Source organism: Kitasatospora sp. NPDC059646 (assembly GCF_042734615.1).
In the GTDB taxonomy this organism is placed as follows: Bacteria; Actinomycetota; Actinomycetes; order Streptomycetales; family Streptomycetaceae; genus Kitasatospora.
On sequence record NZ_JBHWDS010000008.1, the window covers coordinates 86856 to 112711 of the forward strand.

Here is a 25856-nt window from a genome sequence, read left to right on the forward strand (position 1 = left end):
GCAGGTCAGCGCGGGGGCGGCGGGGTGTGTGCGGCCGGTCGCGGAGCGTGCGGCGGGGCACCCCCTACGGGGTCGGCGAACAGGCGACGGAGCACCTCCCGGCCGCCCGGGACCAGCGGGCGGTAGCGGCCGGCCAGCAGCTCGGCGGGCGGGACGAACGCGCACCAGTCGACCCCGGCCGGGCCCGGCGACGGCGGGCGGTCCGTCAGCACGCGGCGCACCACCAGCACGCCGCCCGGGCCGCACCGGAGGGCCGCGTCGTCCGCCAGGACGTCGTAGTGGCCGGGGTGCGCGGGCGCCGATGCGGCGCGCCGGTACAGCAGCACCCGCCCGGCCGGATCGACGTACACCGTCGCGGTGAGGCGGCGCCGGACCGCACCGGGGCGACCGGCGCCGGGGCGGACGGCGGTGGGGCGGGAGTCCGCCGGTGCGGGGGTGGAGGTCACAGGCATCCCGTCTGTTGCTGGACCGGAACCGGGCGGAACCGGGCCGGAGGCGAGGGCCGCGCCTGACGCATCATCACCACCCGGATGCGGCACGATTGTTGCACATCGTGCTCGACCGGTGACGTATCGTGTCCGCCATCCGCGTTCCGTCACCGAATCGAGGGCCCGTGCACCCCGCCACCGCCCCCGGCGGCCTGCCGCTGCTGGGCCACCTGCCGGCCATGGTCACCCGGCCGCTGGCCTTCCTCGACACCCTGCCCGCGCACGGCGACCTGGTCCGCGTCCGGGTCGGTCCGCGCGACCTGTACGTCGTCGGCGCACCGGAGTTGGTCCACCGGGTCCTCACCGAGCGGGCCGACTACGACCGCAGCGGCCCGCTGTACGCCAAGATCCGCACCTTCCTGGGCAACGGCCTCGCCACCTGCCCGCACGCCGACCACCGCAGGCTCCGCCGGATCGTCCAACCCGCCTTCCGGCGCGAGCTGCTGCCGCGCTACGCGGAGGCGATGACGGCCGAGACCGCCGCCCTCACCGCCCGCTGGCGGCCCGGCGGGACGGTCGACATCACCCACGAGGCGTTCACCCTCACCACCGCCGTCGCCGTCCGCACCCTGTTCTCGGCCGGCCTGATCCCCGGCGCGGCCGAACGGCTGCGCCGCGACCTGGACGTGCTGCTGCGCGGCCTCTACCTGCGCGTCGTGCTGCCCGCCGCCGACCTGCTGCCCACCCCCGCCCGCCGCGCGTACCGTCGGGCGCTGCGCAGTTGGCACGCCGGGGTGGCCGGCATCGTCGCCGACTACCGGGCCCGCGGCGCCGACCACGGCGACGTGCTGTCCCTGCTGCTCGCCGCCCGCGACGAGGACGGCCGGCCGCTGGACGAGCGCGAACTCGCCGACCAGGTGGCGACCCTGGTGCTCGCCGGGGCCGAGACCACCTCCTCCGCGCTGGCCTGGGCGCTCCGGCTGGTCGCCGAACACCCGGAGGTGGAACGGAGGTTGCACGCCGAGGTGGACGCCGGCCCGGCCGACCGCCCGGCCCGCTGGGAGGACCTCGACCGACTCCCGTACGCCGCCCGGGTGGTGAACGAGACGCTGCGGCTCTACCCGCCCGCCTGGGCGATCAGCCGCACCACCACCCGCCCGGTCGAACTCGGCGGCGCCCGGCTGCCCGCCGGTGCGCCGGTGGTCTGCAGCCTCTACCTGCTCCAGCGCCGACCCGACCTGTTCCCCGACCCGACCCGCTTCGACCCCGACCGCTTCGCCCCCGGCGCCGTCCACCGGGACGCCTACCTGCCGTTCGGCCTCGGCGCCACCCGCTGCCTCGGCGACCGCTTCGGCGCCGCCGAGGCCACCCTCGCCCTGGCCACCGTCGCCGGCCGCTGGCGGCTGCGCCCCGCGTCCGCCGGGGCCGTCCGTCCGGTGCCCCGACTGGTGCTGTCGCCCGGTCCGCAGCCGATGCGGCTGACCGCGCGGGTCAGCGCGCCAGCAGGTTGACGCCGGCCCGGAACAGCGGCGGGGCGGCGGCGGCCAGCGGCACGATCCGGGGGCCGACCAGCCGGTGGTGGCGGGCGCTCAACAGGGCGGCGGTGAGCAGCCGGTAGGGCCGGGTGGCGCGCCGCCAGGCGCGTTCGTACCCGGCGGGGCGGCCGGTGGCCAGGCAGTGCACGGCGGCCTCGGCGGAGGCCAGCGCGAGCGCGATCCCCTCGCCGGTCAGGGCGTCCAGGTAGCCGGCGGCGTCCCCGACCAGCAGTACCCGGCCGTGCACCCGGGCCCCCGCGTGCTGCCGCAGCGGCCCCGCGCCCCGGACCGGCCCGGCCCGGGCGCCGCCCAGCCGCTCCAGCAGGGCCGGGAACTGCTCCAGTTGGCGGTCGAACGGCAGCCGCTGCGACCCGAGCACCGCCACCCCGACCGTGCCGTCGGACACCGGCGTGACGTACGCCTCCGCATGCCGGGACCAGTACACCTCCACCAGGTCGCTCCACGGCCGCACGGCGAAGTGCCGCCGCTGCCCGTACCGGGCCGGACGGCGGGTTCGGGCGGGCAGGTGCAGGCCGAGCGCGTGGCGGACGGGGGAGTGCAGACCGTCCGCCGCAACGACGTGACGTGCCGTCAGGTGTTCAATACTGACGGCGTGTTCGCCGACGTCGAGGCGTTCCGCCCGGCCGGTCGCGCGCCGCACGCCCAGCTGTTCCGCGCGGGACGCCAGAGCGGCGTGCAGGACGGTGCGGCGCACGCCCAGGCCGTGGCCGGTGCGGAACCTGGCCTCGGCGGACCGCGGGCCGGCGGCCTCCAGATAGCGGATGCCGTGGAACGGATGCCCCTCGACGGCGATGCCGAGACGGGCCAACGCCCGTACCGCACCCGGCATCAGCCCCTCGCCGCAGGCCTTGTCGACCGGCGTCGGACGGGGCTCCAGGACGGTGGTGGACAGGCCCGCGCCGGCGGCGTGGATCGCGGTGGCCAGCCCGGCCGGGCCGCCGCCGACCACCAGCAGGTCGATCACGCGGCGGCCCGGCACAGCGTCAGCGCGGCGTCCTCGCAGCGCAGGCGGGCGGCCAGCCAGACGGCGTTGAGCAGCGTGAACCCGAGCGCCGTCAGCCACGCCGTGTGCACCAGCGGCAGCGCCAGGCCCTCCGCCACCACCGCACAGTAGTTGGGGTGCCGCAGCCACCGGTACGGTCCGGCGGTGACCAGCGGCAGGCCCGGCACCACGATCACCCGGACGTTCCAGCGCGAGCCCAGGGTGGCGATGCACCACCAGCGCAGCGCCTGCGCGGCGAGCACCAGCGCCAGCATCGACCAGCCCAGCGCGGGCACGAACGGCCGGTCCGCCCACCGGACTTCGAGCAGGCAGCCGGCCAGCAGCGCGGTGTGCAGGGCCACCATCGGCGGATAGTGCCGCCGCCCGTACTCCACCCCGCCCAGCGCCAGGCTCCAGGCGGCGTTCCGGCGGGCGACCAGCAGTTCCGCCAGTCGCTCGACGACGACCAGGGCGATCAGCAGGGTGTACGCAGTCATCGTCAACTACCACCGCATCAGGACGAGTTCCGAGGAAAAGCCGGGCCCGAGCGCCAGCATCAGCCCGAACGAGCCGGGTGGCGGCGGGCCCTGGGCGATCACGTCGCGCAGGATGTGCAGCACCGACGCCGACGACAGGTTGCCGCAGCGCGCCAGCGACTCCCGGCTCGGCGCCAACACGGCGTCGGACAGGCCGAGTTCCTCGCCGAGCACGTCCAGCACCCGGGGCCCGCCCGGATGGCACACCCAGGTGTCGACGTCCCCCGGCTTCAGGTCGTGCGCCGCGAGGAACGACGACACCTCCTCGCCGACGTGCAGCCGTACCAGTTCCGGCAGTTCGGGCCCCAGCAGGATGCCGAACCCGGAGTCGCCGACCTCCCAGCCGAGCAGCCGCTCCGTCCCCGGGTACAGCCGGCTCCGCGTCGCCACCACCACCGGGCCGCGACCCGCCGGGGCGCCGTCCGCCGGGACGTCGTCGCCGACCGCGAGCAGTGCCCCGGCGCCGTCGCCGAACAGGGCGGTGGCCAGCAGGTTCGCCGGCGAGTTGTCCGCCCGCTGCAGGGTCAGCGAGCACAACTCGGTGGCCAGCAGCAGCGCCACGCCGTCCGGACGGCCCGTCAGCAGGCCGTCCACCACGGCCAGTCCGCCGGCCCCGCCCGCGCAGCCCAGGCCGAACAGCGGCACCCGCCGGACGTCCTCGCGCAGGCCGAGGCGCGAGGCGACGCGCGCCTCCAGCGAGGGCACCGAGATCCCGGTGACGGTCGTGGAGACCACCACGTCGACCTGCTCGGCGCTCATCCCGGCCGCGCACAGGGCCGACTCGGCGGCCCGGCAGGCGAGTTCGGACGCGCCCTCCAGCCAGGCGTCGTTGGCCCGACCGAACCCGGCGAACTCCTCGAACCGCTCCAGCGGGAACGCCAGATGCCGGAACTCCACCCCCGCGCTCGCGAAGAACCGCTCCGACAGGGCCCGTTCGTGACCCGGCCCGCCGCACAACGCCGCCACCCCACCGGCCAACTCGCTCTGCCGGTACCGATGGGGCGGAAGGACACCGCACACTGCCGCGATCCGCGTCACCGGGCCAGGATAGGGAGCGGACCATCCCGAACCGGGCAATCCCGCCACACCGGGCGCGTCCGGACCGGTGACACGGCGTCGGCACCGCGCGGTGCTGCGCCGCGGCCGAGCCGACGGCGGCTAGCGTGGCCGGTGTGAGCGGCGCGGCGGCGGTACCCCGGAGGCGGTGGATCGGCGGCCTGCTGCGGTCCTGCCACCCGGTGCCCGCCGCCGCCGTGACCGGCCTGGCCGCGGCGATGGCCGTCGGCGCCGGGCGCGGCCCGGCCGGAACGCTGCTCACCACCGGCGCGGTCGCGGCCGGGCAGCTGTCGATCGGCTGGAGCAACGACCTGATCGACCGGCGGCGGGACGCCGCCGCCGGACGCCCCGACAAGCCGCTCGCGCTCGACGAAGTGACGCCCGGTCGGATCCGGGCGGCCACCGGCTGGGCGGTCGCCGGGTGCGTCCTGCTGTCCGCGGCGTGCGGGGCGGCGGCGGCGACCGCGCACCTGGCGGCGGTGGCCGCGGGCTGGGCGTACAACCTCCGCCTGAAGGCCACCCGGTGGTCCTGGCTCCCGTACGCGGCGGCGTTCGCGCTCCTCCCCGCCTTCGTCACCCTCGCGCTGCCGGGCCGGCCGTGGCCCGCCGCCACCGTCCTCGGCGCGGGCGGGCTGCTCGGCGTCGCCGCCCACTTCGCCAACGTCCTCCCGGACCTGGCCGCGGACCGCGCCGCGGGCGTCCGCGGCCTGCCGCAACGCCTCGGTGGCCGGGCCTCCGCCGCCCTCGCCGTCCTCGCCGCAGCCGCCGCCGCACTCCTGCTCGCCCCCGGCTGGCCCGTCCTCGCCGTCACCGCCCCGCCCGCCGCCGCCACCCTCCTCGCCCCCCGCGGCCGACTCCCGTTCCTGGCCGTCATCCTGGCCACGGCCGTCGCCCTGGCCCTGCTGCTGACCCACGGGGGCCTGCGCACCGACCGATGAGCCGCCCTGCCCGCACGGGAGTCCGGAGCCGCCCGGCGCCCGGGCGAGGCGGCCGGGTCGTTCGTCGGACGGAGGCTCAGCGGTCGGTGCACAGGGCGGTGTCGACCAGGGCGTCCAGCCGGGCCCGGGCGGCGGGGGTGGTGAGTTGCTCGGTGACGGCGACGCCGGCGGCACGGCCGTTCGCGGTGGCCCCGCCGCGGGTCTCGTACCCGGGGAAGCTGCCGCCGTGGCCCCAGTACAGGCCGCCGCAGGTGAGCGGGCGGCTGACCAGGCCGAGGCCGTAGCGGGCGCCGGGACCGAAGGTGGCGTCGGCGGGGACGGTGTGGGCGCGCATCTGGGCGAGCTGGGGCGCGGGGAGGAGTCGGCCGGGGGTGAGCAGGGCGGCGAAGAAGGTGTTCAAGTCGGCGTTGGTGGAAACCAGTTGGCCGGCGGCCCAGGCCCACGACGGGTCGATGCCGGTGACGTCCAGCAGGTCCGCGCCGTCCCGGTAGTAGCCGTGCGGATGCGGGCCCCGGAGGGCGGTCTCGCCGGGCGCCGGGAAGTAGGTGTGGCGCAGGCCGAGGCGCTGGACGATCCGGGTGTCCAGCTCCTGGGCGAGGCCGTGGCCGGTGACGCGTTCGACCAGCAGGCCCGCCAGCAGGTAGTTGGTGTTGCTGTACTGCCAGCCGTCGCCGGGCGGGAACGCGGCGGGGTGCCGGAGGGCCAGGTCGAGCAGTTCGCGGGGCTCGAAGTGCCGGACCTCCTCGCCGAGGTACTCGCTGTAGTTGGGCAGGCCGGAGGTCTGCTGGAGCAGGTGGCGGACCGTGATGTCCCGCCCGTCGATGCCGTCGCCGCGGACCAGCCCCGGCAGGTAGAAGTCGATGTCGCGGTCCAGCCGGACCCGGCCCTCCGCGACCAGTTGGAGCACCACGACGGCGACGAAGGTCTTGGTGTTGCTGCCCACCCGCACCTCCCCGTCGACCGGCACCGGCACCCCGCCCGCCAGGTCGCCGACACCCGCGCCGACGCTCGTGCTCCGGCCGTGCTGGTCGCGGACGGTGGCCAGCGCGCCCGGAACGCCGAGGTCCGCCACCAGGGCGTCGAGCCGCTGCTGCACCGACGGCGACGACGGTGACGGTGACGGCGGAACGGGGGCGGCGGCGGCCACGGCGGGTGCGGTGACGGCGAGCAGGGCCAGGACTGTCGTCGCGGCACGGGCGACGAGACGGGAGCGGCGGGTCATGGGCGGCGTCCTCCAGCGGGGGGAACACGGGCGTTCCCGGGGCCACCAGACCATCACGGGCCCGCCCGGCGGGTCGTCCCCGCACCGGACGAGCGTGCCTTCCTGCGCCGGACGCAGGCGGCGGCCGAACAGTGGTTCCGCCGGGGTACGCCGACCCTGACCGGGCGTCAGGGTCGGCGTACGGCGTCAGGCGGAGAAGCCGCCGTCGACCGAGATCACCGCGCCGGTGACGTACCGGGCGTCGGGACCCGCCAGGTGGGCGACGGTGGCGGCGATCTCCGCCGGGTCGGCGTACCGGCCGAGCGCGGTCAGACCGGCGACGGCCCCGGCGTTCGGGCCGTCGGCCGGGTTGGCGTCCGTGTCGGTGGGACCGGGGTGGACGAGATTGACGGTGATGCCGCGCGGGCCGAGCTCACGCGCCAGGCCCTTGGTGAGGCCGACCAGGGCGGACTTGCTCATCGAGTACAGCGCGAGACCGGGGAGCGGGACCCGCTCCGCGACGTTGCTGCCGACGCCGATGATCCGCCCGCCGTCGGTCATGTGCCGGGCAGCGGCCTGCGCGAGCTGGAACGGGGCACGGACGTTGACGGCCAGCGTGGCGTCGATCTCGGCCGGACCGAGCTGCTCCAGCGGGCCCACCAGGAAGACCCCGGCATTGTTCACCAGGACGTCCAGTCGGCCCAGAGCCTCGACGGTGCGGGCCACGGCGGCGTCCAGCGCCTCCGGGTCGGCGCCGTCGGCACGGACGGCCAGCGCCCGGCGGCCAAGGCCCTCGATCTGCTCGACGATCTTCCGTGCGGGCGCTTCGCCCTCCCGGTACGTCAGGGCGACGTCCGCGCCCTCCTCGGCCAGTCGGAGCGCGACGGCCGCACCGATACCCCGGCTGCCGCCGGTCACCAGGGCGACGTTTCCTTCAAGTCGGTTCATGCGAACGATACTTGTCGGCAGGGTCGGGTCTCGCTGGCGGCATTCCGACTCCGCGTTGGGGGAGGTCGGGGGTGGAGGGATGGCGCTGAGAGGGGGAGGGGGTCGGCGGCGGCTCGGTCGGTGTCGGCGGCTGTCCGGCTCCGTGTTGCGGGAGGTCGGCGGGGTGCTGCGGTGGAGGGTTGGCGGTGCGCGGGTGGGGGGTGGAGGGGGTCGGCAGGGCCGGGTCTCGCTGGCGGCTGTCCGGCTCCGCGTTGGGGGAGGTCAGGGGTGGTGCTGGGGTGGAGGGTTGGTGCTGGGCGGGGCGGGTCGGTGACGTGCCGTCAGGCGGAGTGGCGGGCCTCGTGGAGGAGGGACTCGGCGTTCTGGTCGAGGAGGAGGCCGGCGACGGCGATGCCGAGCTTCTCGGGGTGGGCCGGGGTGCCGGAGGAGTGGGCCTCGATCTGGCGGGTGCCGTCGACGGAGGTGACCTGGCCGTGCAGGGTGAGGATGCCGTCGACGGTGGTGGCGAAGGCGCCGACCGGGACGGAGCAGCCGCCGTGCAGTTCGGCGAGCATCGCCCGTTCCGCCCGCACCGCCGCGTCGGTGTCCGGGTCGCCGGTGCCGGCCAGGAGTTCGCGCGCCGGCGCGTTGTCGGCGCGGACCTGGATGCCGAGCGCGCCCTGGCCGGGGCTGGGCGGGAACTGTTCGAGGGGGAGGAGTTCGGCGATGTCCGCGTCGCGGCCGAGGCGGCGCAGTCCGGCCGCGGCCAGCACGACGGCGTCCAGGTTCTTCAGCCGGGCGAGCCTGGTGGGGACGTTGCCGCGGATCCGTTCGGGGCGCAGGTCGGGCCGGGCGTGCAGGAGTTGGGCGATCCGGCGGGCGGCCGAGGTGCCGACCCGGGCGCCGGCGGGCAGTGCGCCGAGCGTCGCCCCGCACAGGGCGTCGCGGACGTCCGCGCGGGGCGGCGGCGGGAGCAGGACCAGGCCGTCCGGGTTCTCGGTGGGCAGGTCCTTGAGCGAGTGGACGATCACGTCGACCTCGCGGTTCAGCAGGGCCGTGACCTGGTTGGTGGAGAACGCCGAGCCGCCGCCGCGCTCCGAGACCTCCCGCAGGGCGGCCTTCCGGTCCAGGTCGCCGTCCTCCAGGATCACCCGGTGGCGGATCACCAGGTCCGGAAAGCGCTCCCGCACCGGCGCGAGGAACTCCCGGACCTGGGCCCGCGCCAGCTGGCTGGCCCGCGAACCCACCACCAGTTCGACCATCGTCAACTCCCGTCGGCGTACCTCACCCTGACGGAATGCTAGACCCGTCGCGGCGTTCCGTTTTCCGACGGAATGTCGGGAAGTGCGGCCGCCGGGCGCTCCAGCCGGAGCAGTGCCGGGACGGCGGCCAGCGAGAGGGCCAGCAGGAACAGCCAGGGCCAGGCCGGGCCGTGGACGAACAGCACGGTCAGCAGGCCCGGCGCGACGGCCTGGCCGATGCTCCAGGACAGCTGGTTGACCGCGAGGTAGCGGCCGCGCAGCGCGGGGTCGGCGAGTGCCACGCTCAGTTCCTCGCGGCCGGGCGTGGCGACCGTCTCGGCGAGGTTGTACACCAGCATGGCGGCGACCAGCCCGGCGCCGACCACCGGGCCGGGTGCGCCGGGCAGCAGCGCGAACCCGGCGAAGGCGAGGGCGTTGAGGAGTGAGCCGGCGGCCACCGCGCGGGTCGGCCGGACACCCTCCAGGCGCCGCGACACCGGGCTCTGGGTGGCGACCACCTGAAGGCCGTTGAGGACGAGCAGCCCGCCGGCCACCGAGGCGTCCAGGTGCAGCGCCTCGGTGACGTGCAGGGCGATCAGCACCGACAGCGCCATCGAGGACAGCACGAACGCCAGGTTCGACACCACCATCAGCAGGTACCGACGGTCCGTCAGCACGGTGCGGTAGCCGCCCCGGGCGGGGCGTTCCGCGGCGGCGGAGGGAGGCGGGGAGTCGGGGCGCCAGACCGTCAGCAGGACGGCCGCCGCCAGGTAGGACGCGGCGTTGAGGGCGACCAGCAGCCGCAGCCCGTCCGCGCCGCCGCCGACCAGCAGCGCGCCGAGCGCCCCGCCCAGGCCCAGACCGGTGTTGCGCAGCGTCTGCACCAGGGCGAACCAGCGGGTCCGCTCGGCGGGCGGGGAGGCGAGCACCACCAGGCCGGTGCTGGCGGTCCAGTAGCCGGCCTGGCCGATCTGGGCGAGCAGGCAGACCAGCCCGATCAGCCACACCCGGTCGGCCAGCAGGAAGCCCGCGTACGCCAGCCCGGACAGGGCGTTCGCGGCGGCCGCCACCGGCCGTGCGCCGTGGCGGTCGATCAGCGGGCCGACGGCCAGGGCGGTCGGCAGGGCCAGCAGGCGGGCGGCGGAGACGGCCGCGCCGATCGCGGTCAGCGGCAGCGGGGTGGTGCGGGCGAAGTACACCAGGGTGAAGGCCAGGACCAGGCCGGTGCCCAGGCTGTCGATCAGGTGGGCGCCGATCAGCCGGCGGTGCCGGCCCGCGGAGGCGGGCAGGCCGAGGCGGTCCCGGAGCGGGACGGGGAGCGTGGTGGTCACCGACCCAGGCTCGCTGCGATGATCACCGGTGCCCAGGAATTCCATCCTGGTCGAATCCTCGCCGCCGCCGGGCCGACGTCCACCGGCGTCGCCCCGGAGCCCGGAGGGCCGTTGCTGACCTGGAAGTTCTCGGCGCAGGACCTGGCCCGCACCCGGTTCGCGCACTCGCCGCTGTGCGAACTCGCCACCAGCGTCGAGGTGCTCAAGGACCCCGGCCGGAGCGCCGTCCACCTGCCCTGGGCCCGCGAGGCGCGGCGCCGGCTGGCCGGCGTGTCCTGGGAGTTGCTGTCCCAGCTGGTCCGGCTGCCCACGGTGTACGTGCCGGACTTCCTCACCCCCGTGCCGACCGGCAGCAGCCCCACCCTGGACGAGCAGCTGGCCGAGCTCGCCGCCCTGCCGGCCGCCGTCGTGCGCCGCGACCTCGGCCGGATCGGCGGCGAACTGCCGCCGCTCGTCGCCGCGTTGGACCGTGATCCGGAGGCCGGGCTGGCCCGGCTGGTGGGCGAGCTGCGCGCCTACTGGGAGGCCGCGATCGCGCCGCACCGGACCCGGATCGAGCGGCTCGTCGAGGGCGAGATCCTGCGCCGCGCCCGGCAGTTGGCGGCCGGCGGGCCGGCCGGGCTGTTCGCGGACCTGCACCCGTCGGTGAGCTGGGAGCACGACCTGCTGCGGATCGGGCACCGGCACTTCGACGCCCAGTACCGGCTGGACGGCGAGCGCGGACTCGTCCTGGTGCCCACCGTGTTCGCCTGGCCCGGCGTCTTCTCCCAGCTCAACCCGCCCTGGCAGCCCGGCCTGGTCTACCCGCCGCGCGGCGTGGCCACGCTGTGGGAGGACGGAACGGCCGGTACGCCCGAGGGCCTTGCCCGGGTGCTCGGCCGGGCCCGCGCCCGGTTGCTCGCCGAACTGGACGCGCCCGCCACCACCGCCGAGCTCGCCGCCCGCACCGGCCTGTCCGCCCCCACCGTCTCCCACCACCTGCACGCCCTGCACGCCGCCGGCCTCGCCGCCCGCCACCGCACCGGCCGCAGCGTGCTCTACCTGCGCACGGCCGCGGCCGAACTGCTCTGCGGGGCGGGCGGATCGGGGGCGTGACGGCCGGTCAGTGGGTGAGCACGGCGTACGAGAAGCCGTCCGCGTGCAGCGCCGAGTGCGTCACCGACACGCCCCGGCCGAACAGCAGCCGCCCGGGCAGTTCGCGCTCCACCGGCAGGTGCGCGGGCGTCCGGCGCGGATTGACCACCACCAGGTAGCGGCCGTCGCGCAGGTACGTCAACGGGTAGCCGGTGTGGAGCAGTTCGACCGGGCCGTCCGGGCCGAGGCCGGGGTGCGCGCGGCGCAGCGCGATCAGCTGCCGCACCTGGTGCAGCAGCGAGGCCTGGTCGGCGCGCTGGGTGGCCACGTCCGGACGGTCCGGGGCGGGGTCCAGCGGCAGGTAGAAACGGTCGGCGGGCGCGGAGGAGAAGCCGGCGTCCGGCGTCGCGTCCCACTGCATCGGGGTGCGGCAGCCCGCCCGGTTGTAGCGCGGGCCCAGCACGCTGCCCTCGGTGTCCGGCAGGCCCGGCACGTAGCGCATGCCGATCTCGTCGCCGTAGTAGATCGCCGGGACGGTCGGCCAGGTCAGCTGGAAGGTGAACGCCGCCGCCAGCTGCTCGCGGGTGCGCGGGCCGGTCGCCAGCCGGGACCAGTCGTGGTTGGCGGTCGGCAGCGAGGCGAAGCCCCGGCCGGCCACGGCGTGCGCGGCGCGCTCCCACTCGGCGACGAACGGGTCCATCGAACCGCGGCCGTCGGCGTCGAAGTAGCAGGGCTGCTCGGGCCAGTGCTCGTGCACGGTGCCCGCGCCGTTGTCCCACAGCGAGCGCAGCGCGGCGCCGTCGGTCGGGCCGCCGAACTGCAGGAAGAAGTCGCCGTGGAAGCCCATCGGCACCGAGCGCGCCGGGTCGCCCCACTCGGCGAGGATCACCCGGTCCGGGTGGTTCGCGTCCATCCAGGCGCGGGTCTCCCGCCACAGCCTGCCGGTCTCCACGAAGCCGGGGTCGTCCTTCACCAGCGAGGACGCCATGTCGACCCGGAAGCCGGAGACGCCCAGGCCGAACCAGTGCGCCATGATCTCGCGCAGCGCGGCCCGGTTCGCCCGGGGGCCGTCGGCGTCCACCGGCTGCCGCCACGGCTCGGCCGGATCCTGCTGCGCGTACCCGAAGTTGAGGGCCGGCTGGAAGTCGAAGAAGTTCGGCCGGTACCAGCCCGGGCGGCTCCCCGGCGAGGCGACGAAGCCCGGTGCGGGCCGGTCCGCCCACACGTACCGGTGGTCGTCGGGGTCGTCCGCCGAGCGCACGAACCACGGGTGCCGGTCCGAGGTGTGACCCGCCACCAGGTCCAGCAGCACCCGGATGCCGGCCCGGCGCGCCGCGTCGGTGAACTTCGCCAGGTCCTCCGGCGCGCCGTAGCGCGGCGCGGTGGCCAAGTAGTCCGCCACGTCGTAGCCGGCGTCCCCGAACGGCGAGGCGAAGCACGGGTTCAGCCACACCGCGTCCACCCCCAGCCACTGCAGGTACTCCAGCCGCTCCGTCAGGCCCGCGAAGTCCCCGATGCCGTCGCCGTTCCCGTCCGCGAAGCTCTGCGGATAGATCTGGTACAGCACCGCACCCCGCGCCCACTCCGTCCCCACGCCCGTCCCCTCTCGTCCCGAACACCACAGCGGTACCCCTGAGCCATGCCCGGCCCGGCGGGCCGGGAACCGGGCGGACCGCCGACGGTCGTTCCGGAATTTCCCCCACGCCCGGGAACCCGTCCCTACCTGCCGGGAAGGCCCGCTCCCTAGGTTTCTCGACGCGACAACCCGCCCTGGAGAGACCCGAGTTGGGGGAGAGCATGGCTGACCTGGAAGTGGGCGTACTGGCGATCGGCGCCGGCCCGGCGAATCTGGCCCTCGCGGCCGCGATCGAAGAGAGCGGATCGGCCGAACTGGCCGAAGGCACCCTGCTGCTGGAGCAGGCCCCGGACATCAAGTGGCAGCGCGACCTGCTGATGCCGTGGGCCCGCAGCCAGGTGTCGTTCCTGAAGGACCTGGTGACCCTGCGCGACCCGCGCAGCCGGTTCTCGTTCCTCAATTTCCTGCACCAGCACGGGCGGCTGGACCAGTTCATCAACCTGGGCACCTTCCACCCGCACCGCTGGGAGTTCTCCGACTACCTGCAGTGGGTGGCCGCCTCGCTGGAGAAGGTCCGGATCCGCTACGACGCGAAGGTCACCGCCACCGAGCCCCGCTACGACGCGGACGGCAAACTGGTCGGCTGGCTGGTGACCCTCGCCGACGGCGACACCATCCGCTGCCGCGACCTGGTCGTCGGCGCCGGCCGCGACATGCACATCCCGGCGGTGTTCGCCGACCTGCCCGCCGAGAAGGTCATCCACAGCGCCCGGTTCCGCAGCCGGATCAGCGCCGTCGACAAGGACGCGCCGCTGCGCACCGTGGTGATCGGCGGGGCGCAGAGCGCCGCCGAGATGTTCATGGCGCTGTACGAGAACCTGCCGAACTCGACCGTCACCATGCTGGTCCGCTCGATCGGCCTGCAGAACTACCAGACCAGCAAGTTCGTCAACGAGCTGTTCTACCCGTCCTTCGTCGACGAGTTCTACGACGCCCCGGCCGAGATGCGCGCCCAGGTGCTCGACGAGATGCGGCTCACCAACTACGCGGGCCTCGCCCCGCCGTTCCTGGACGAGCTGTACATGGTGCTGTACCGCGAGCGGATGATCGGCACCGGCCGCGCCGAGGTCCGGCCGATGACCGAGGTGGTCGCCGCCCGCGAGGAGGACGGCGAGGTCGTCCTCGACCTGCGCGACCGGCGCACCGGCAAGACCGTCGAGCAGCGCTGCGACCTGGTCCTGCTCGGCACCGGCTACGACAGCCGGATGCCCGCCATGGTCCGGGAGCTGACCGGGAAGGCCGGACTCCCCGAGGTCGCCGTCAGCCGCCACTACCGGGTCGACCTGGGCGCCGGCACCGACGCCGCGCTGTACCTGCAGGGCGTCAACGAGGCCACCCACGGCATCGCCGACTCGCTGATCAGCGTGCTCGCCCACCGGGCCCGCGACATCACCGGCGACCTGCTGGCCCGCCACGGCCTGGCCACCGCCCCGGCGGGCGGACGCTGATGGCCGCGCTGCTGGTCGTCGCCCCCGGCCCCACCGCCAACGGGGACCTGCACCTGGGCCACCTCGCCGGACCGTTCCTGTCCGCCGACGTGTGCGCCCGCTACGCCCGGGCCACCGCCCGCGACACCCTGTTCGGCACCGGCGTGCACTTCACCCAGAACTACATCGTCACCACCGCCCGACGCCTCGGCGAACAGCCCGAGGAGCTCCGGCTGCGCGCCGCCGAACAGGTCGAGGCCACCCTCGCCGCCGCCGGCATCGTCCCCGACGGCTTCGTCCGGTTCGACGAGCGCTACCTGAAGACCGTCCGCACCTTCTTCGAACGGCTGCACGGCGAAGGCCACCTGAGGCTGCGCAGGGTGAGGTTCCCGTACCTGCCGGACACCGGCGAGTACCTCACCGACGCGTACGTGCGCGGCGGCTGCCCGGTCTGCCTGGCCGAGGGCTGCGCCGGACTGTGCGAGAACTGCGGCCACTGGATCGCCTCCGGCGACCTGCTCGACCCGCGCTCCACCCGGCACCCCGAACTCGCCGTCGAACTGCGCGAGAAGGAGGTCCTGGTGCTGCCGCTGGAGGAGCACCGGACCGCCCTGGCCTCCTACTTCGCCCGGCTCGCCCCCACCATGCGGCCCCGGCTCGCCCAGCTCGTCGAGGAGCTGATGGCCCGCCGGCTCCCCGACTACCCGATCACCCTGCCCATCGACTGGGGCATCCCCGCCCCCTTCCCGGAGACCCCCGGCCAGGTCCTCTACTCCGACACCGAGACCGTCGCCTGGAGCCTGCACGCCATCGCCCTGGCCGCCGAGGCCAGGGGAGAGGTCCCCGGCGACGAGGAGCGGCACTGGGCCGTCGAGGCCGGACCCGAAGTGGTGTACTTCTTCGGCTCCGACGCCAGCTTCGCCTTCGCGCTGGCCGGCACCGCCATGCTGCTCGCCCTCGGCGGACTCGCGCTGCCCGCGCACTTCGTCACCAACGAGTTCTACGAACTCGACAGCGACAAGTTCTCCACCAGCCGCGGCCACGTGGTGACCGGCCGTCAACTCACCGCCGAGGTCCCGCGCGACCTGGTCCGCTACTACCTGGCCGCCACCGGCCCCGACTTCCAGCGCACCAACTTCACCCGCGCCGCCATGGACCGGGTCTGCGGACAGCGCCTCGTCGAACCCTGGAACCGGGTCGCCGCCAAGGCCGAGGCCCACCTCGACCGCGGCCCGCTGCCCGTCAGCGCCCGCTCCCGGCAGCACGCCGCACTGATCGCCGAACGCTTCGCGGCCGCCCTGCGCCCGCGCCGCTTCAGCCTCAGCGCCGCCGCCTTCACCCTCACCGAACAGCTCGGCCGGCTCGACCGCTGGGAGGTCACCGACGCCGACGCCGGCGACTTCTGGCACGAACTCGACCTGTTCCTGCGCTGCGCCGCCCCGCTGCTCGTCGACCTCGCCGCCGAGGCGCTGCCCGACACGGCCATCCCCGCGGAGCCGGCCGCCACCACCGTCCAGCCCCGCCCGCTGCCCAGGCTGGCGACCAGGGTCCGCGGCGGCGGGCGGTGAGCACCACGGCCCTCGGCAGCGCCGCCGCGCACGTGGTGGTGGTCGGCGCGGGCGTCACCGGCCTGCTCGCCGCCGTCGCGTGCGCCCGGGCCGGGCACCGGGTCACCGTCCTGGAACGCGGCCCGCTGCCCAACCCCGACGCCACCTCCCACGACCAGCACCGCGCCATCCGCACCCTGCTGCCCGGCGACCCCGACGGCACCGCCCGCCGGCTCGCCGCGCACCGCCACTGGCAGGAACTGGAGACCCTGCTCGGCACCCCGCTCTACCGCCGGGTCGGCGTCCTCACCGCCCACCCCGCCGACCGCCTCGACGACCTGCTCGCCGAGGCCGACAAGGCCGGCGTCCCCGTCGACCTGCCGGACGGGGCCGGGCTCCCGCCGCTGGGCCTGCCGCCCGGCACCGTCGGGGTCCGCGAACGCACCGGCGGCGTGCTGCTCGCCGACCGGGTGCTGCGCGCCGCCGCCCGCTGGCTCGCCGCCCGCCCCGGCGTCACGCTGCGCCCGCACAGCGCCGTCCGCTCGGTGTTCACCGGCTCAGGACGGATCGTGCTGGACAGCGGCGAGGTGCTCCGCGGCGACCTCGCCCTGCTGGCCGGCGGCCCCTGGACGCGTCGGCTCGCCGCCGCCCCCGTCACCCTGTACCGGCAGACCATGCTCTACCTGGGCCGCCCCGCCGGCGGCGACCGCTGGGACGACGCGCCCGCCGCGGGCGGCCTCGGCCGGGAGGGCCGCGGCTGGGTGCTGCCGCCCGGTGCCGGGACCCTGCTCAAACTCAGCTCCGACACGGTGTGCCGCCCCGTCGCGGACACCGACAGCCGCGGCGAGGACCAGCAGCCCCACCTGGACCGCCTCGCCGCCGAAGGCATCCTGCCCGACCTGGACCGCTACCCGCGGGCCGGCGTCCGGGTCTGCCACTACACCGCGGACGCCGCCACCGGCGGCCCGCTGCTGGCCCGGGTCACCCCGGGCCTGTGGACCCGCGCCGCCTGCGGCGGCAGCGGCTTCTCCACCGCTCCGCTGGTCGCGGAACGCATCGCCCAAGCAGTGAAGGAGGCGGCATGACCGACGAAGACGGACCCCCGATCGGCGTCCTCGACACGCTCCGGGCCACCCCGGCCACCGTCCGGTACCTGCTCGGCGGCGTGCTGGTCAACCAGCTCGGCGCGTTCGTCCAGACCTTCCTGGTGCTCTACCTGACGCACCGGAACCTGTCGGACGGCACCGCGGGCCTGGCGCTCGGCGCGTACAGCCTGGGCACCGCCGTCGGCACCGTGCTCGGCGGCGAGGCCACCCACCGGTTCGGCGCCCGCACCACCATCGTGATCGCGATGACCGGCTCCGCGCCGCTGGTCGCCGTGCTGCCGCTGCTGGCCCGGCCCGGCCTGCTGGTGCCGCTGCTGCTCGCCGTCGCCGGCGCCGGACTGTTCGCCCAGTCGTACCGGCCCGCCGCGTCGGTGCTGCTCAGCGATCTGATGCCGGACCGCTACCACGTGATGGCGTTCTCCATGATGCGGATCGCCCTCAACGTCGGCGCCGCGCTCGCCCCGCTGGTCGCCGCGGCGGTGATCCTGCTCGACTGGGACCTGCTGTTCTGGATCGACGGCGCCACCACCCTGCTCTACGCGGCCCTCGCCTACCGGCTGCTGCCCCGGCAGGCGATGCCCGAGCCGGCGGCCGTCCCGGTCGCCGAGCGCCGGGCGACCGGCCGGGCCGTGTACGCGGCGATGCTGCGCGACCGCGCCTACCTGGCGTACCTGGCGGCGATCACCCTCGGCACCGTCACCTACGTGCAGTCCTCCGTCTCGCTGCCGCTGGAGATCGTCCGCGACGGCTACCCGACCTGGCTGTACAGCGCCGTGCTGGCCACCTCCTCGGTGATCCTGATCAGCTGCGAGCTGAAGATCACCGCGTACATCACCCGGATCCCCACCTACCTGGCGGTCGGCGCGGGCCACGCGCTGAACGCGATCGGGCTGGCGGTGTACGGGCTGGCGGCGCACGCCGGGGCCTTCGTGGTCCTCGGCATGGTGGTCTACGTCGCCGGGATGATGACCGCCGCGCCCAGCATGTTCGCCCACCCGGCGACCTTCCCGGCCGCGCTGAAGGCCCGCTACCTGGCCGCCATGCACGCCGTCACCGGCCTGGCCGGGGCCGCCGCCCCGCTGTTCGGCGTCTACCTGTGGGAACGGTTCGGCCAGGGCTTCTGGGCGATGGCCGGCCTGACGGCCGCGCTGGCCGGCGCCTTCGCGGTGTACGGCATCAAGCGCGACGCGGACCGCCGGGCCGCCGAGGCCGCCCTGCCGGAGACGGTCGGGCCCGCCGGGGGGACGGCATGAGCGCCCGCCCCGTCCTGGTCGTCGGCTACGTCGCCTTCGCGGTGCCCGCCCTGGCCGGCTTCCAGGGCGCCGACTCGGTGGTCTACATCGAGGAACCGGACGTCGCCCGCAAGCGGCACCTCGCCGAGGCGGTCAAGGGCATCGGGTACGCCCGCGAGTTGATCGAATGGGAGTACCACCTGCCGGGCCGGGCGGACGCCTTCCACGCCGCCCACCCCGGGCTCGACCCGGTCGCGGTGGTCCCCGCCGTCGAGTACGCGGTGCCGTTCGCGGCCCGGCTCGCCGAACGCTACGGACTCCCGGGCGCCGGCCTCGGTGCAGCCCAACTGCTCCGCGACAAGCACCAGTTGCGGGTAGTCGCCGCCGCCGCCGGGATCGCCAACCCGGCCTCCGAGCCGGTCGCGAGCGCCGCCGAGCTGGCCGCCTTCATGGACCGGCACCCCGGTCCGGCCGTGCTCAAGCCCGCCAACCGGCAGGCCTCGGTCGGCACCCTGGTGGTCCGCGCGCCCGCCGAGGCCGAGGCGGCCTGGGCGTTCGGGCAGGCCCAGGACGAGGGCGTGTTCGTGCCCGACCGGCCGATCCCGCCCGTCATGCTGGCCGAACAGTACGTCCGGGGGCCGGAGTTCAGCGTCGAGATGCTGGTCGCCGACGGCCGCCCGGTGTTCGCCAACACCACCGGCAAACTGCTCTACCCCGGCCCGTACCCGATCGAGTCCGGGCACACCGTCCCGGCCGAACTCCCCACCGAGACCCACGAGTTGCTGGCCGCCGAGACCGAACGGCTGGCCACCGCCGTCGGCTTCGGCACCGGCGTGCTGCACTGCGAGTGGATCCTCGCCGACGGCGTACCGGTCCTGGTCGAGTGCGCGGGCCGGCTGCCCGGCGACTCGATCACCGACCTGATCGAAGCCGCGTACCCCGTCGAACTCACCCGCGCCTACTACGCGCTGATGCGCGGCGAGCAGCCCGGCCCGCTGCCCGCCAAGGCCGAACGCGCCGCCGCAGCCGCCTTCCTGGCCCCCGACCGGCCCGGCACCGTCACCGCCGTGCACGGCCTGGACGCCGCCTCCGCCGCCGAGGGCGTGCAGCTGGCCGTCGTCGGCATCGCCCCCGGCCACCGCGCCGCCGGACTGCGCAGCTCCTGGGACCGGGTCGGCATCGTCACCACCCTCGCCGACACCCCCGCCGAGGCCCGCCGGCTCGCCGACCGGGCCGCCGCGCTGGTCCGGTTCGACATCGACTCCCGAGCAGAGGAGGAATCATGACGGAACACCAGGAGGAAGCGGCCGAGCCCGGCACGCTGCTGGTGATCGGCAGCGGACTGAAGGAGTACCGCGAGTACCTGGTCGGCCCGATGAGCCGCCGCGCCCGCGCCGCCGGCCTCGAACTGCTGCTGGTCAACAACCTGCGGCCGACCTGGCAGCGCGAGTACTTCGACGAGATCGTGGTCGCGGACGTCTTCGACACCGCCACCATGAACGCCACCGTCCGCGGGATCGCCGCCCGCAAGCGGATCGTCGGCCTGCTCTGCTGGGACGAACCGCTGGTGCTCGACGCCGGCCTGCTGGCCGCCGAACTCGGCGTCCCCGGCCTGTCCGAACGCGGCGTCCGCGGCGTCCGCGACAAGGAGCGCACCCGCACCGTGCTCACCGCGGCCGGCCAGCGCCAGCCCGGCTTCGCGCTCACCACCGACCTCGCCGAGGCCCGCGCCGCCGCCGCCCGGATCGGCTACCCCGTGGTGCTCAAGCCGCGCGCCATGGGCGCCAGCATCGGCGTGGTCTTCGCCGCCGACGAGGCCGAACTCGACGCCGCGTTCGACACCGCGCTGTCCGCCAGCCGGGTCGACCCCGGCCCGTACCGGGCCAGCGTGATCGTCGAGGAGTACGCGGGCGGACCGGAGATCAGCGTCGACGGCGCCGTCCACCGCGGCGAGTACCTGCCGCTGTTCCTGGCCCGCAAGTACAGCAGCGACGAGCCGTACTTCGAGGAGGTCGGCCACATCGTCGACGCCGCCGACCCGCTGCTCGCCGACCCCGAGCTGCTCGCCGTGCTGGCCGACGCGCACCGCGCGCTGGGCGTCGAGGACGGCATCACCCACACCGAGCTGCGGCTCACCCCGCGCGGCCCGCTGATCGTCGAGGTCAACGGCCGGCTCGGCGGCGACCTGATCCCGCTGCTCGGGAGGATCGCCACCGGCCTGGAGCCCGGCGAGGTGCTGTTCGACGTCGCGGTCGGCCGCCGCCCCGAGACCGCCCCGACCCGCACCGCGGTGGCCGGCATCCGCTTCGGCTGCCCCGAACAGGACTGCCGACTGGAGGAGTTGACCCTCCCCAAGCCCGGCGACGCACCCGGCCTGCTGCACGCCGCGCCGATGGCCCCGCCCGGCACCGTGCTGCGGCTGCCTCCCGGCGGCTACCTGGCCCGGCACTCCTTCGTGGTCTGCGAGGCCGACAGCGTCGCCGACTGCGAACGGCGCCTGGACGCCGCCGCCGCCCTGGTCGAGACGGTCACCACCGCGGTGGAACCCGCCGACCCGCACGCCCCCTTCACCATGCCCGCCGGACTCCTGGATGTGGACCGATGAACACCGACACCCCGCTCGACCTCGCGAACGACAATCCGGACGACGCCCCGCTCGACGCCGCCGAGATCCTGCGCCGCGCCCGCGAACTGGCGCCCGTCCTGCGCAAGCGCGCCCCGGAGATCGAGGCCAACCGCACCCTACCCGCCGACGTGGTCGAACTGCTGCGCGCCACCGGCGTGTTCCGGATCGGCCACTCCGCCCGGACGGGCGGCCCCTGCCTCACCTCGCTGGAGCAGTGCGAGGTGATCGAGGCCATCGCCTACGGCGACTCCTCGGCCGGCTGGTGCGCCGGAATCGGCGCGATGGGCGGCGCGATCACCAACTTCCTCGTCCCGGAGGCGGTCCGCGCCCTCTACCCGAGCCCCGACCTGATCACCGCCGGCGCGCTGGTCCCGGCCGGCCGGGCCGAACGCGTCCCCGGCGGCTACCGGCTCAGCGGCCACTGGCCGTTCGGCTCCGGCGTCCGGCACGCCGACCTGGTGACCTCCGGCGCGTTCATCTACCAGGACGGCGAGCCCTGGGCCGCCCCCGACAGCCCCCACGAGCACGACTCGATGCAGTTCTTCGTCCCGGGCTCCGCCGTCGAGCCGATCGACAACTGGGACACCACCGGGCTGTGCGGCACCGGCAGTTGCGACTACACGATGACCGACGTCTTCGTTCCCGAGAACCACACCTTCACCTTCTTCGAGCCGCGCGTCGAGTCCAACCCGATGGCCTGGTCCGACTCCTTCATGCGCGCCCTGCCCGGCGTCCCGCTCGGCATCACCCGGGCCGCCCTCGACCACGCCCGCGAGGTCGCCACCACCCGCTACGACGGGATGGCCGGCCGCAGCTGGTCCGACAGCTGGCGGGTGCAGACCGAGATCGCCCGCTGCGAGGCCGAGTTCAACGCCGCCCGGGAGGGCGTGTACGGCTCGCTGCGCCGCCAGTGGGAGGTGCTGTCGGCCGGCGGTTCGCTGGACGACCTCAGCACCGTCGAGCGCGGCGTCGTCCCGCTGGCCGGGCTGCACGCCGTCCACGTCGCCCGCGACGTGGTCGGCCGGCTCTACGACCTGCTGCAGACCTGGTCGATCAACCGGGACTCCCCGATGGACCGCTGGCTGCGCGACACCGCCGTGCTGAGCCAGGGCCAGATCGGCCACGACGTCGTCCTGGAGTCGGTCGGCGCCTACCTGCTCGGCCGCCGGCCGAAGGTCCGGATCGGCCTCGGCCTCCACTGACACCGCCCACCACCCGACGGAGAAGGAGAAAGACCAGCATGACAACGGAGATCCTGCGCCGCGCCCGGGAGTTGGCTCCCGTCCTGCGCGAACGGGCCGGCGAGATCGAGGCCAACCGCACGCTGCCCGCCGACGTGGTCGAACTGCTGCGCGGCACCGGAGTGTTCGGCATGTGCTTCGGCCCCGAGTGGGGCGGCCCCGGCCTCACCTCGATGGAGCAGACCGAGGTGGTCGAGGCGCTGGCCTACGGTGACGCCTCCGCCGCCTGGTGCGCGGTCATCGGCGCCAACACCGGCATCTACGCCAACTTCCTGGACCAGACCGTCGCCAAGGACGTCTTCCCGCGACTGGACCTGGTGGTGGCCGGCCTGCTCCAGCCCTCCGGCAAGGCCGAACGCGTCCCCGGCGGCTTCCGGCTCAGCGGCCGCTGGTCGTTCGGCTCCGGCATCAAGCACGCCGACTGGGTGACCTCCGGCGCCTTCCTGTACCAGGACGGCGAACCGTGGGCCGCGCCCGGCAGCAAGCACCGGCACGACTCCCGGCAGTTCCTGGTCCGCCGCGAGCAGGTCGAGGTGATCGACAACTGGAACCCCACCGGCCTGAGCGGCAGCGGGAGTTGCGACTACACGATGACCGACGTGTTCGTCCCCGAGGAGCACACCTACACCTTCGCCACCCCGCAGGGCCGCCCCTCCCCGCTCACCCAGCCGGACTCCTTCACCCGCGCCATGTGCGGCGTCCCGCTCGGCGTGGCCCGCGCCGTCCTGGACCACGTCCACGAGGTCGCCACCACCCGCTACGACCGGATGGCCGGCCAGAGCTGGTCCGAGAGCTACCGGGTGCAGACCGAAGTCGCCCGGCTGGAAGCCGAGTTCAACGCCACCCGGGAGGGCGTGTACGGCGCCATGCGCCGCCAGTGGGAGGTGCTGGAGGCCGGCGGCACGCCGGACGACCTCACCCCGACCGAGCGCGCCGCCTGCCCGCTCTCCTGGCTGCACGCCTTCCGCAGCTCGCGGGCCATCGTCGCCCGCTCCTACGACCTGCTGCAGACCTGGTCCGTCTACCGCACCGCGCCGATGGACCGCTGGCTGCGCGACACCGCCGTGATGGCCCAGCACCTGGTCGCACAGGACCGCATCCTGCAGTCCGCCGGCGCGTACCTGGTCGGCGGCGCACCCGAGTTCGGCATCAGCCTCGGCCTGGTCTGACCACCCGTCCACCACACCCAAGGGGGGAAACACCCGATGCGCGGACCCGTCCTGCTGGTCAACCCGAACAAGGTGCATCCGCCGATCGCGCCGTACGCCCTCGACGTGCTCACCACCGCACTCGAGGACGCCGGCTTCGAGGTGGAGGTGCTCGACCTGACCTTCCGCCGCGACGACTGGAAGACCTGCCTGCACGAGTACTTCGCGGAACGCTCCCCGATGCTGGTCGGGGTGACCGTCCGCAACACCGACACCGTCTACGCCTTCGAGCAGCGCCCGTTCGTCGGCGAGCACCGGGAGATCATCACCGAGATCCGCCGGCTCACCGACGCTCCCGTGGTCGGCGGCGGCATCGGCTTCTCGACCATGCCGTTCGCCCTGGTCGAGTACTTCGGCATCGACTACGGCGTGAAGGGCCCCGGCGAGAAGATCCTCTGCGAGCTGGCCGCCGCGATCGCCGAGGGCCGCGACACCTCCGCCATCCCCGGCCTGATCCGCAACACCGAGCACGGCGCCGTCCGGACCCCGCCCGCGTTCCTGACGGTCCGCCACGGCGAGACCCAACAGGTCGAGGCCACGGGGCAGTTCGAGCCGCGGGTGTGGCAGGTCGACCGGCTCTCGGTGTACCGGCGGCGCTCCGGCGTCCCGAACCGGGTCGACAACCTGCAGTACTACCGGCGCGGCGGCCTCGGCTCCATCCTGACCAAGAACGGCTGCGCCTACCGCTGCTCGCACTGCGTCGAGCCCGACGCCAAGGGCACCCGCTACGGACAGCGCGAACTCGCCTCCGTGGTCGACGAGATGGAGTCGCTGGCCGCCCAGGGCATCCTCGACCAGCACACCACCGACAGCGAGTTCAACCTGTCCGTCGCGCACGCCAAGAACCTGCTCCGGGAGATCGTCCGCCGCCGGCACGCCGACCCCGACAACCCGTTGAACTCCCTGCGGCTCTGGGTCTACTGCCAGCCCAGCCCGTTCGACGAGGAGTTCGCCGACCTGCTGGCCGCCGCCGGCTGCCGGGGCGTCAACGTCGGCAGCGACCACATCCGCCCCGAGGTGCTCAGCGGCTGGAAGGTCACCGAGAAGGGCGGCACCTACTACACCTTCGCCGACACCGAACGCCTGGTGCGGCTCTGCCACGAACGCGGCATCCTCACCATGGTCGAGGCCCTGTTCGGCATGCCGGGGGAGACCCCCGAGACGGTCCGCGCCTGCGTGGAGGCCTTCATGGCCCTGGACGCCACCGTCACCGGCTTCTCGCTCGGGCTGCGGCTGTTCCCCTACACCCCGATGGGCATGGACCTGGCCGAGCAGTGCGCGGGCGTGCGCACCGTCCCCGGCCTGCAGTCCAACACCGCCGACGGCCCGATCGTGCTCAAGCCGCTGCGGATGTGCGCCTCCCCGGCCGAGTACGAACGGCAGTTCATGTTCGACGAGAACGGCAACTTCCGGCTGGTCTGCTACTTCTCGCCCGACCTGCTGCCCGACCCGGCCCGCGCCACCGACCCCGAGGAGCGCTGGCACGGCGCCGTCACCGACCTGTGGGCGCTGATCGACCCGGCCGACCACCACCGCGTCATGCTGCCCACCGTCGAAGGCATGAGCGAGCACGACAACAACTACGCCGACAACCCGTTCCTCACCAGCCTCGGCGGCCTCGGCTACACCGGCGCGTTCTGGTCGCACTGGCGCGGCCGGGAGGAGATCATGCGTCGGGCCCGCGAATCGGCCGAATCCGCCGCCCAATCCTCACATCTGCCAACTCCTGTATGACATTGCGCACTTGAGCTGGCGATTTGATCAGATCATGATGAGGTCACGGAATCATCACTGCCGGTGATCCACTGTTGGCAGCGCCGCACCACCCGCCGCACCACCACACGCCGCGAGGGGACGATGAACCAGCACGGGAGTTCCGCGCCGCTGACCGTGCTGCTCGCCGACGGGCAGCCCGCCGTCCGGCAGGGCGTCCGCTCGATGGTGGAGGCCACCGGTGGTGCGGCGGTGGTCGGCGAGGCCGGCACCACCGGCGAAGTCCTCGCCGCCACCTCCCGCCACCGGCCCGACGTCCTGGTCCTCGACCCGCAGATGGACGACGCCGCCGGAATGCGGATGATCAGCCAGATCGTGCGGCTCACCCCCGACACCGGCGTCCTGGTGTTCAGCAGCCTCGACGACGACAAGGCGGTCGCCGCCGCGTTCCACGCCGGCGCCCGCGGCTACCTCGTCAAACGCGCCACCGCCGAACAGATCGTCCGCGGCATCCACGCCGTCGGCGCCGGCGAAGCCATCGTCGACCGCACCATCGCGGCCCGGCTCGGCACCCTCATCGGCACCGGCGCCCGGCCCCGCAGCTACCCGTTCCCGCAGCTCAGCGACCGCGAACGCGACGTGCTCGAACACCTCGCCGCCGGCCGCTCCAACACCGCCATCGCCCGGGAGCTCGCCCTCGCCTCCAAGACCGTCAGCAACCGGATCTCCGGCATCCTCGGCAAACTCGGCGTCGCCGACCGCGCCCAGGCCCTGGTCCTCGCCCGCGACGCCGGACTCGGCCACGCGGCGGCCGGCTGACGCGCTCCCGCCTCACCCCGAACGGAGCCCC

The 25856-nt window shown here is 74.8% G+C and carries 22 protein-coding genes; 13 read left to right on the top strand and 9 right to left on the bottom strand.

Features of this window, described 5'->3' with window-relative positions:
• Positions 1-5: 5 nt before the first annotated feature.
• On the bottom strand, positions 6-452 hold the full coding sequence (locus ACFV1L_RS07790) for a hypothetical protein (protein WP_380363874.1): 447 nt from the start codon (positions 450-452) through the stop codon (positions 6-8).
• Between the two features lie 161 nt (positions 453-613).
• Between ACFV1L_RS07790 and ACFV1L_RS07795 the strand changes: the two genes are divergently transcribed.
• Complete coding sequence (locus ACFV1L_RS07795; protein WP_380363875.1) at positions 614-1939, top strand: cytochrome P450; 1326 nt, start codon at positions 614-616, stop codon at positions 1937-1939.
• Here ACFV1L_RS07795 and ACFV1L_RS07800 read toward each other — a convergent pair.
• Genes ACFV1L_RS07800 through ACFV1L_RS07810 form a run of 3 tightly spaced genes read right to left on the bottom strand, consistent with a single transcriptional unit; the run spans position 1920 to position 4540 of the window.
• On the bottom strand, positions 1920-2948 hold the full coding sequence (locus ACFV1L_RS07800; protein WP_380364012.1) for an NAD(P)/FAD-dependent oxidoreductase: 1029 nt from the start codon (positions 2946-2948) through the stop codon (positions 1920-1922). The genes ACFV1L_RS07795 and ACFV1L_RS07800 overlap by 20 nt on opposite strands.
• Entirely contained in the window at positions 2945-3463 is a 519-nt protein-coding gene (locus ACFV1L_RS07805) for an isoprenylcysteine carboxyl methyltransferase family protein (RefSeq protein WP_380363876.1), read from the bottom strand. The genes ACFV1L_RS07800 and ACFV1L_RS07805 overlap by 4 nt, the downstream gene beginning before the upstream one ends.
• A gap of 6 nt (positions 3464-3469) precedes the next feature.
• On the bottom strand, positions 3470-4540 hold the full coding sequence (locus tag ACFV1L_RS07810; RefSeq protein WP_380363878.1) for a type III polyketide synthase: 1071 nt from the start codon (positions 4538-4540) through the stop codon (positions 3470-3472).
• Positions 4541-4674: 134 nt separating this feature from the next.
• On the opposite strand from ACFV1L_RS07810, the gene ACFV1L_RS07815 reads away from it, so the two are divergent.
• Positions 4675-5496, top strand: coding sequence for a UbiA family prenyltransferase (locus tag ACFV1L_RS07815; RefSeq protein WP_380363879.1), 822 nt, complete (start codon positions 4675-4677; stop codon positions 5494-5496).
• A 76-nt stretch (positions 5497-5572) separates the two neighbouring features.
• On the opposite strand, the gene ACFV1L_RS07820 is transcribed toward ACFV1L_RS07815, so the two are convergent.
• From ACFV1L_RS07820 to ACFV1L_RS07835, 4 genes are all read right to left on the bottom strand, one after another.
• Positions 5573-6718 (bottom strand): serine hydrolase domain-containing protein, encoded by a 1146-nt coding sequence (locus tag ACFV1L_RS07820; protein WP_380363880.1) that lies wholly within the window; start codon positions 6716-6718, stop codon positions 5573-5575.
• Positions 6719-6904: 186 nt separating this feature from the next.
• On the bottom strand, positions 6905-7645 hold the full coding sequence (locus ACFV1L_RS07825) for an SDR family NAD(P)-dependent oxidoreductase (protein WP_380363882.1): 741 nt from the start codon (positions 7643-7645) through the stop codon (positions 6905-6907).
• 320 nt (positions 7646-7965) lie between these two features.
• Positions 7966-8886: a hydroxymethylbilane synthase gene (gene hemC, locus ACFV1L_RS07830; RefSeq protein WP_380363884.1), complete on the bottom strand. Its 921-nt coding sequence runs from the start codon at positions 8884-8886 to the stop codon at positions 7966-7968.
• A 38-nt stretch (positions 8887-8924) separates the two neighbouring features.
• Positions 8925-10196, bottom strand: coding sequence for an MFS transporter (locus ACFV1L_RS07835; protein ID WP_380363885.1), 1272 nt, complete (start codon positions 10194-10196; stop codon positions 8925-8927).
• An 18-nt stretch (positions 10197-10214) separates the two neighbouring features.
• Here ACFV1L_RS07835 and ACFV1L_RS07840 point away from each other — a divergent pair, with 18 nt between their 5' ends.
• Positions 10215-11291 (top strand): ArsR family transcriptional regulator, encoded by a 1077-nt coding sequence (locus tag ACFV1L_RS07840; RefSeq protein WP_380363887.1) that lies wholly within the window; start codon positions 10215-10217, stop codon positions 11289-11291.
• A 7-nt stretch (positions 11292-11298) separates the two neighbouring features.
• Here ACFV1L_RS07840 and ACFV1L_RS07845 read toward each other — a convergent pair whose 3' ends face one another.
• The gene (locus ACFV1L_RS07845; protein ID WP_380363889.1) at positions 11299-12864 is read right to left on the bottom strand and encodes an alpha-amylase family glycosyl hydrolase; all 1566 of its coding nucleotides are present in this window, start codon (positions 12862-12864) and stop codon (positions 11299-11301) included.
• Positions 12865-13067: 203 nt separating this feature from the next.
• On the opposite strand from ACFV1L_RS07845, the gene ACFV1L_RS07850 reads away from it, so the two are divergent.
• The 10 genes from ACFV1L_RS07850 (at position 13068) to ACFV1L_RS07895 (ending at position 25825) form a co-directional block, all read left to right on the top strand.
• Complete coding sequence (locus ACFV1L_RS07850) at positions 13068-14354, top strand: lysine N(6)-hydroxylase/L-ornithine N(5)-oxygenase family protein (protein WP_380363891.1); 1287 nt, start codon at positions 13068-13070, stop codon at positions 14352-14354.
• Positions 14354-15901: a class I tRNA ligase family protein gene (locus ACFV1L_RS07855; protein WP_380363892.1), complete on the top strand. Its 1548-nt coding sequence runs from the start codon at positions 14354-14356 to the stop codon at positions 15899-15901. Before ACFV1L_RS07850 ends, ACFV1L_RS07855 begins: the two co-directional genes overlap by 1 nt.
• A complete protein-coding gene (locus tag ACFV1L_RS07860) occupies positions 15898-16965 on the top strand; it encodes an NAD(P)/FAD-dependent oxidoreductase (protein WP_380363894.1) in 1068 nt (355 codons plus the stop codon). The genes ACFV1L_RS07855 and ACFV1L_RS07860 overlap by 4 nt, the downstream gene beginning before the upstream one ends.
• Positions 16962-18239, top strand: coding sequence for an MFS transporter (locus ACFV1L_RS07865; protein ID WP_380363896.1), 1278 nt, complete (start codon positions 16962-16964; stop codon positions 18237-18239). Before ACFV1L_RS07860 ends, ACFV1L_RS07865 begins: the two co-directional genes overlap by 4 nt.
• The gene (locus tag ACFV1L_RS07870; RefSeq protein ID WP_380363897.1) at positions 18236-19504 is read left to right on the top strand and encodes an ATP-grasp domain-containing protein; all 1269 of its coding nucleotides are present in this window, start codon (positions 18236-18238) and stop codon (positions 19502-19504) included. The genes ACFV1L_RS07865 and ACFV1L_RS07870 overlap by 4 nt, the downstream gene beginning before the upstream one ends.
• Positions 19501-20823: an ATP-grasp domain-containing protein gene (locus ACFV1L_RS07875; protein WP_380363899.1), complete on the top strand. Its 1323-nt coding sequence runs from the start codon at positions 19501-19503 to the stop codon at positions 20821-20823. The genes ACFV1L_RS07870 and ACFV1L_RS07875 overlap by 4 nt, the downstream gene beginning before the upstream one ends.
• Positions 20820-22046 (top strand): acyl-CoA dehydrogenase family protein, encoded by a 1227-nt coding sequence (locus tag ACFV1L_RS07880; protein ID WP_380363900.1) that lies wholly within the window; start codon positions 20820-20822, stop codon positions 22044-22046. The genes ACFV1L_RS07875 and ACFV1L_RS07880 overlap by 4 nt, the downstream gene beginning before the upstream one ends.
• A 38-nt stretch (positions 22047-22084) precedes the next feature.
• Positions 22085-23254 (top strand): acyl-CoA dehydrogenase family protein, encoded by a 1170-nt coding sequence (locus ACFV1L_RS07885; protein WP_380363902.1) that lies wholly within the window; start codon positions 22085-22087, stop codon positions 23252-23254.
• Positions 23255-23290: 36 nt separating this feature from the next.
• Complete coding sequence (gene tsrT / locus ACFV1L_RS07890) at positions 23291-25027, top strand: tryptophan 2-C-methyltransferase (protein ID WP_380363903.1); 1737 nt, start codon at positions 23291-23293, stop codon at positions 25025-25027.
• 63 nt (positions 25028-25090) lie between these two features.
• Positions 25091-25825, top strand: a complete 735-nt coding sequence (locus ACFV1L_RS07895; protein WP_380363905.1) for a response regulator — start codon at positions 25091-25093, stop codon at positions 25823-25825.
• Positions 25826-25856 lie beyond the last annotated feature (31 nt).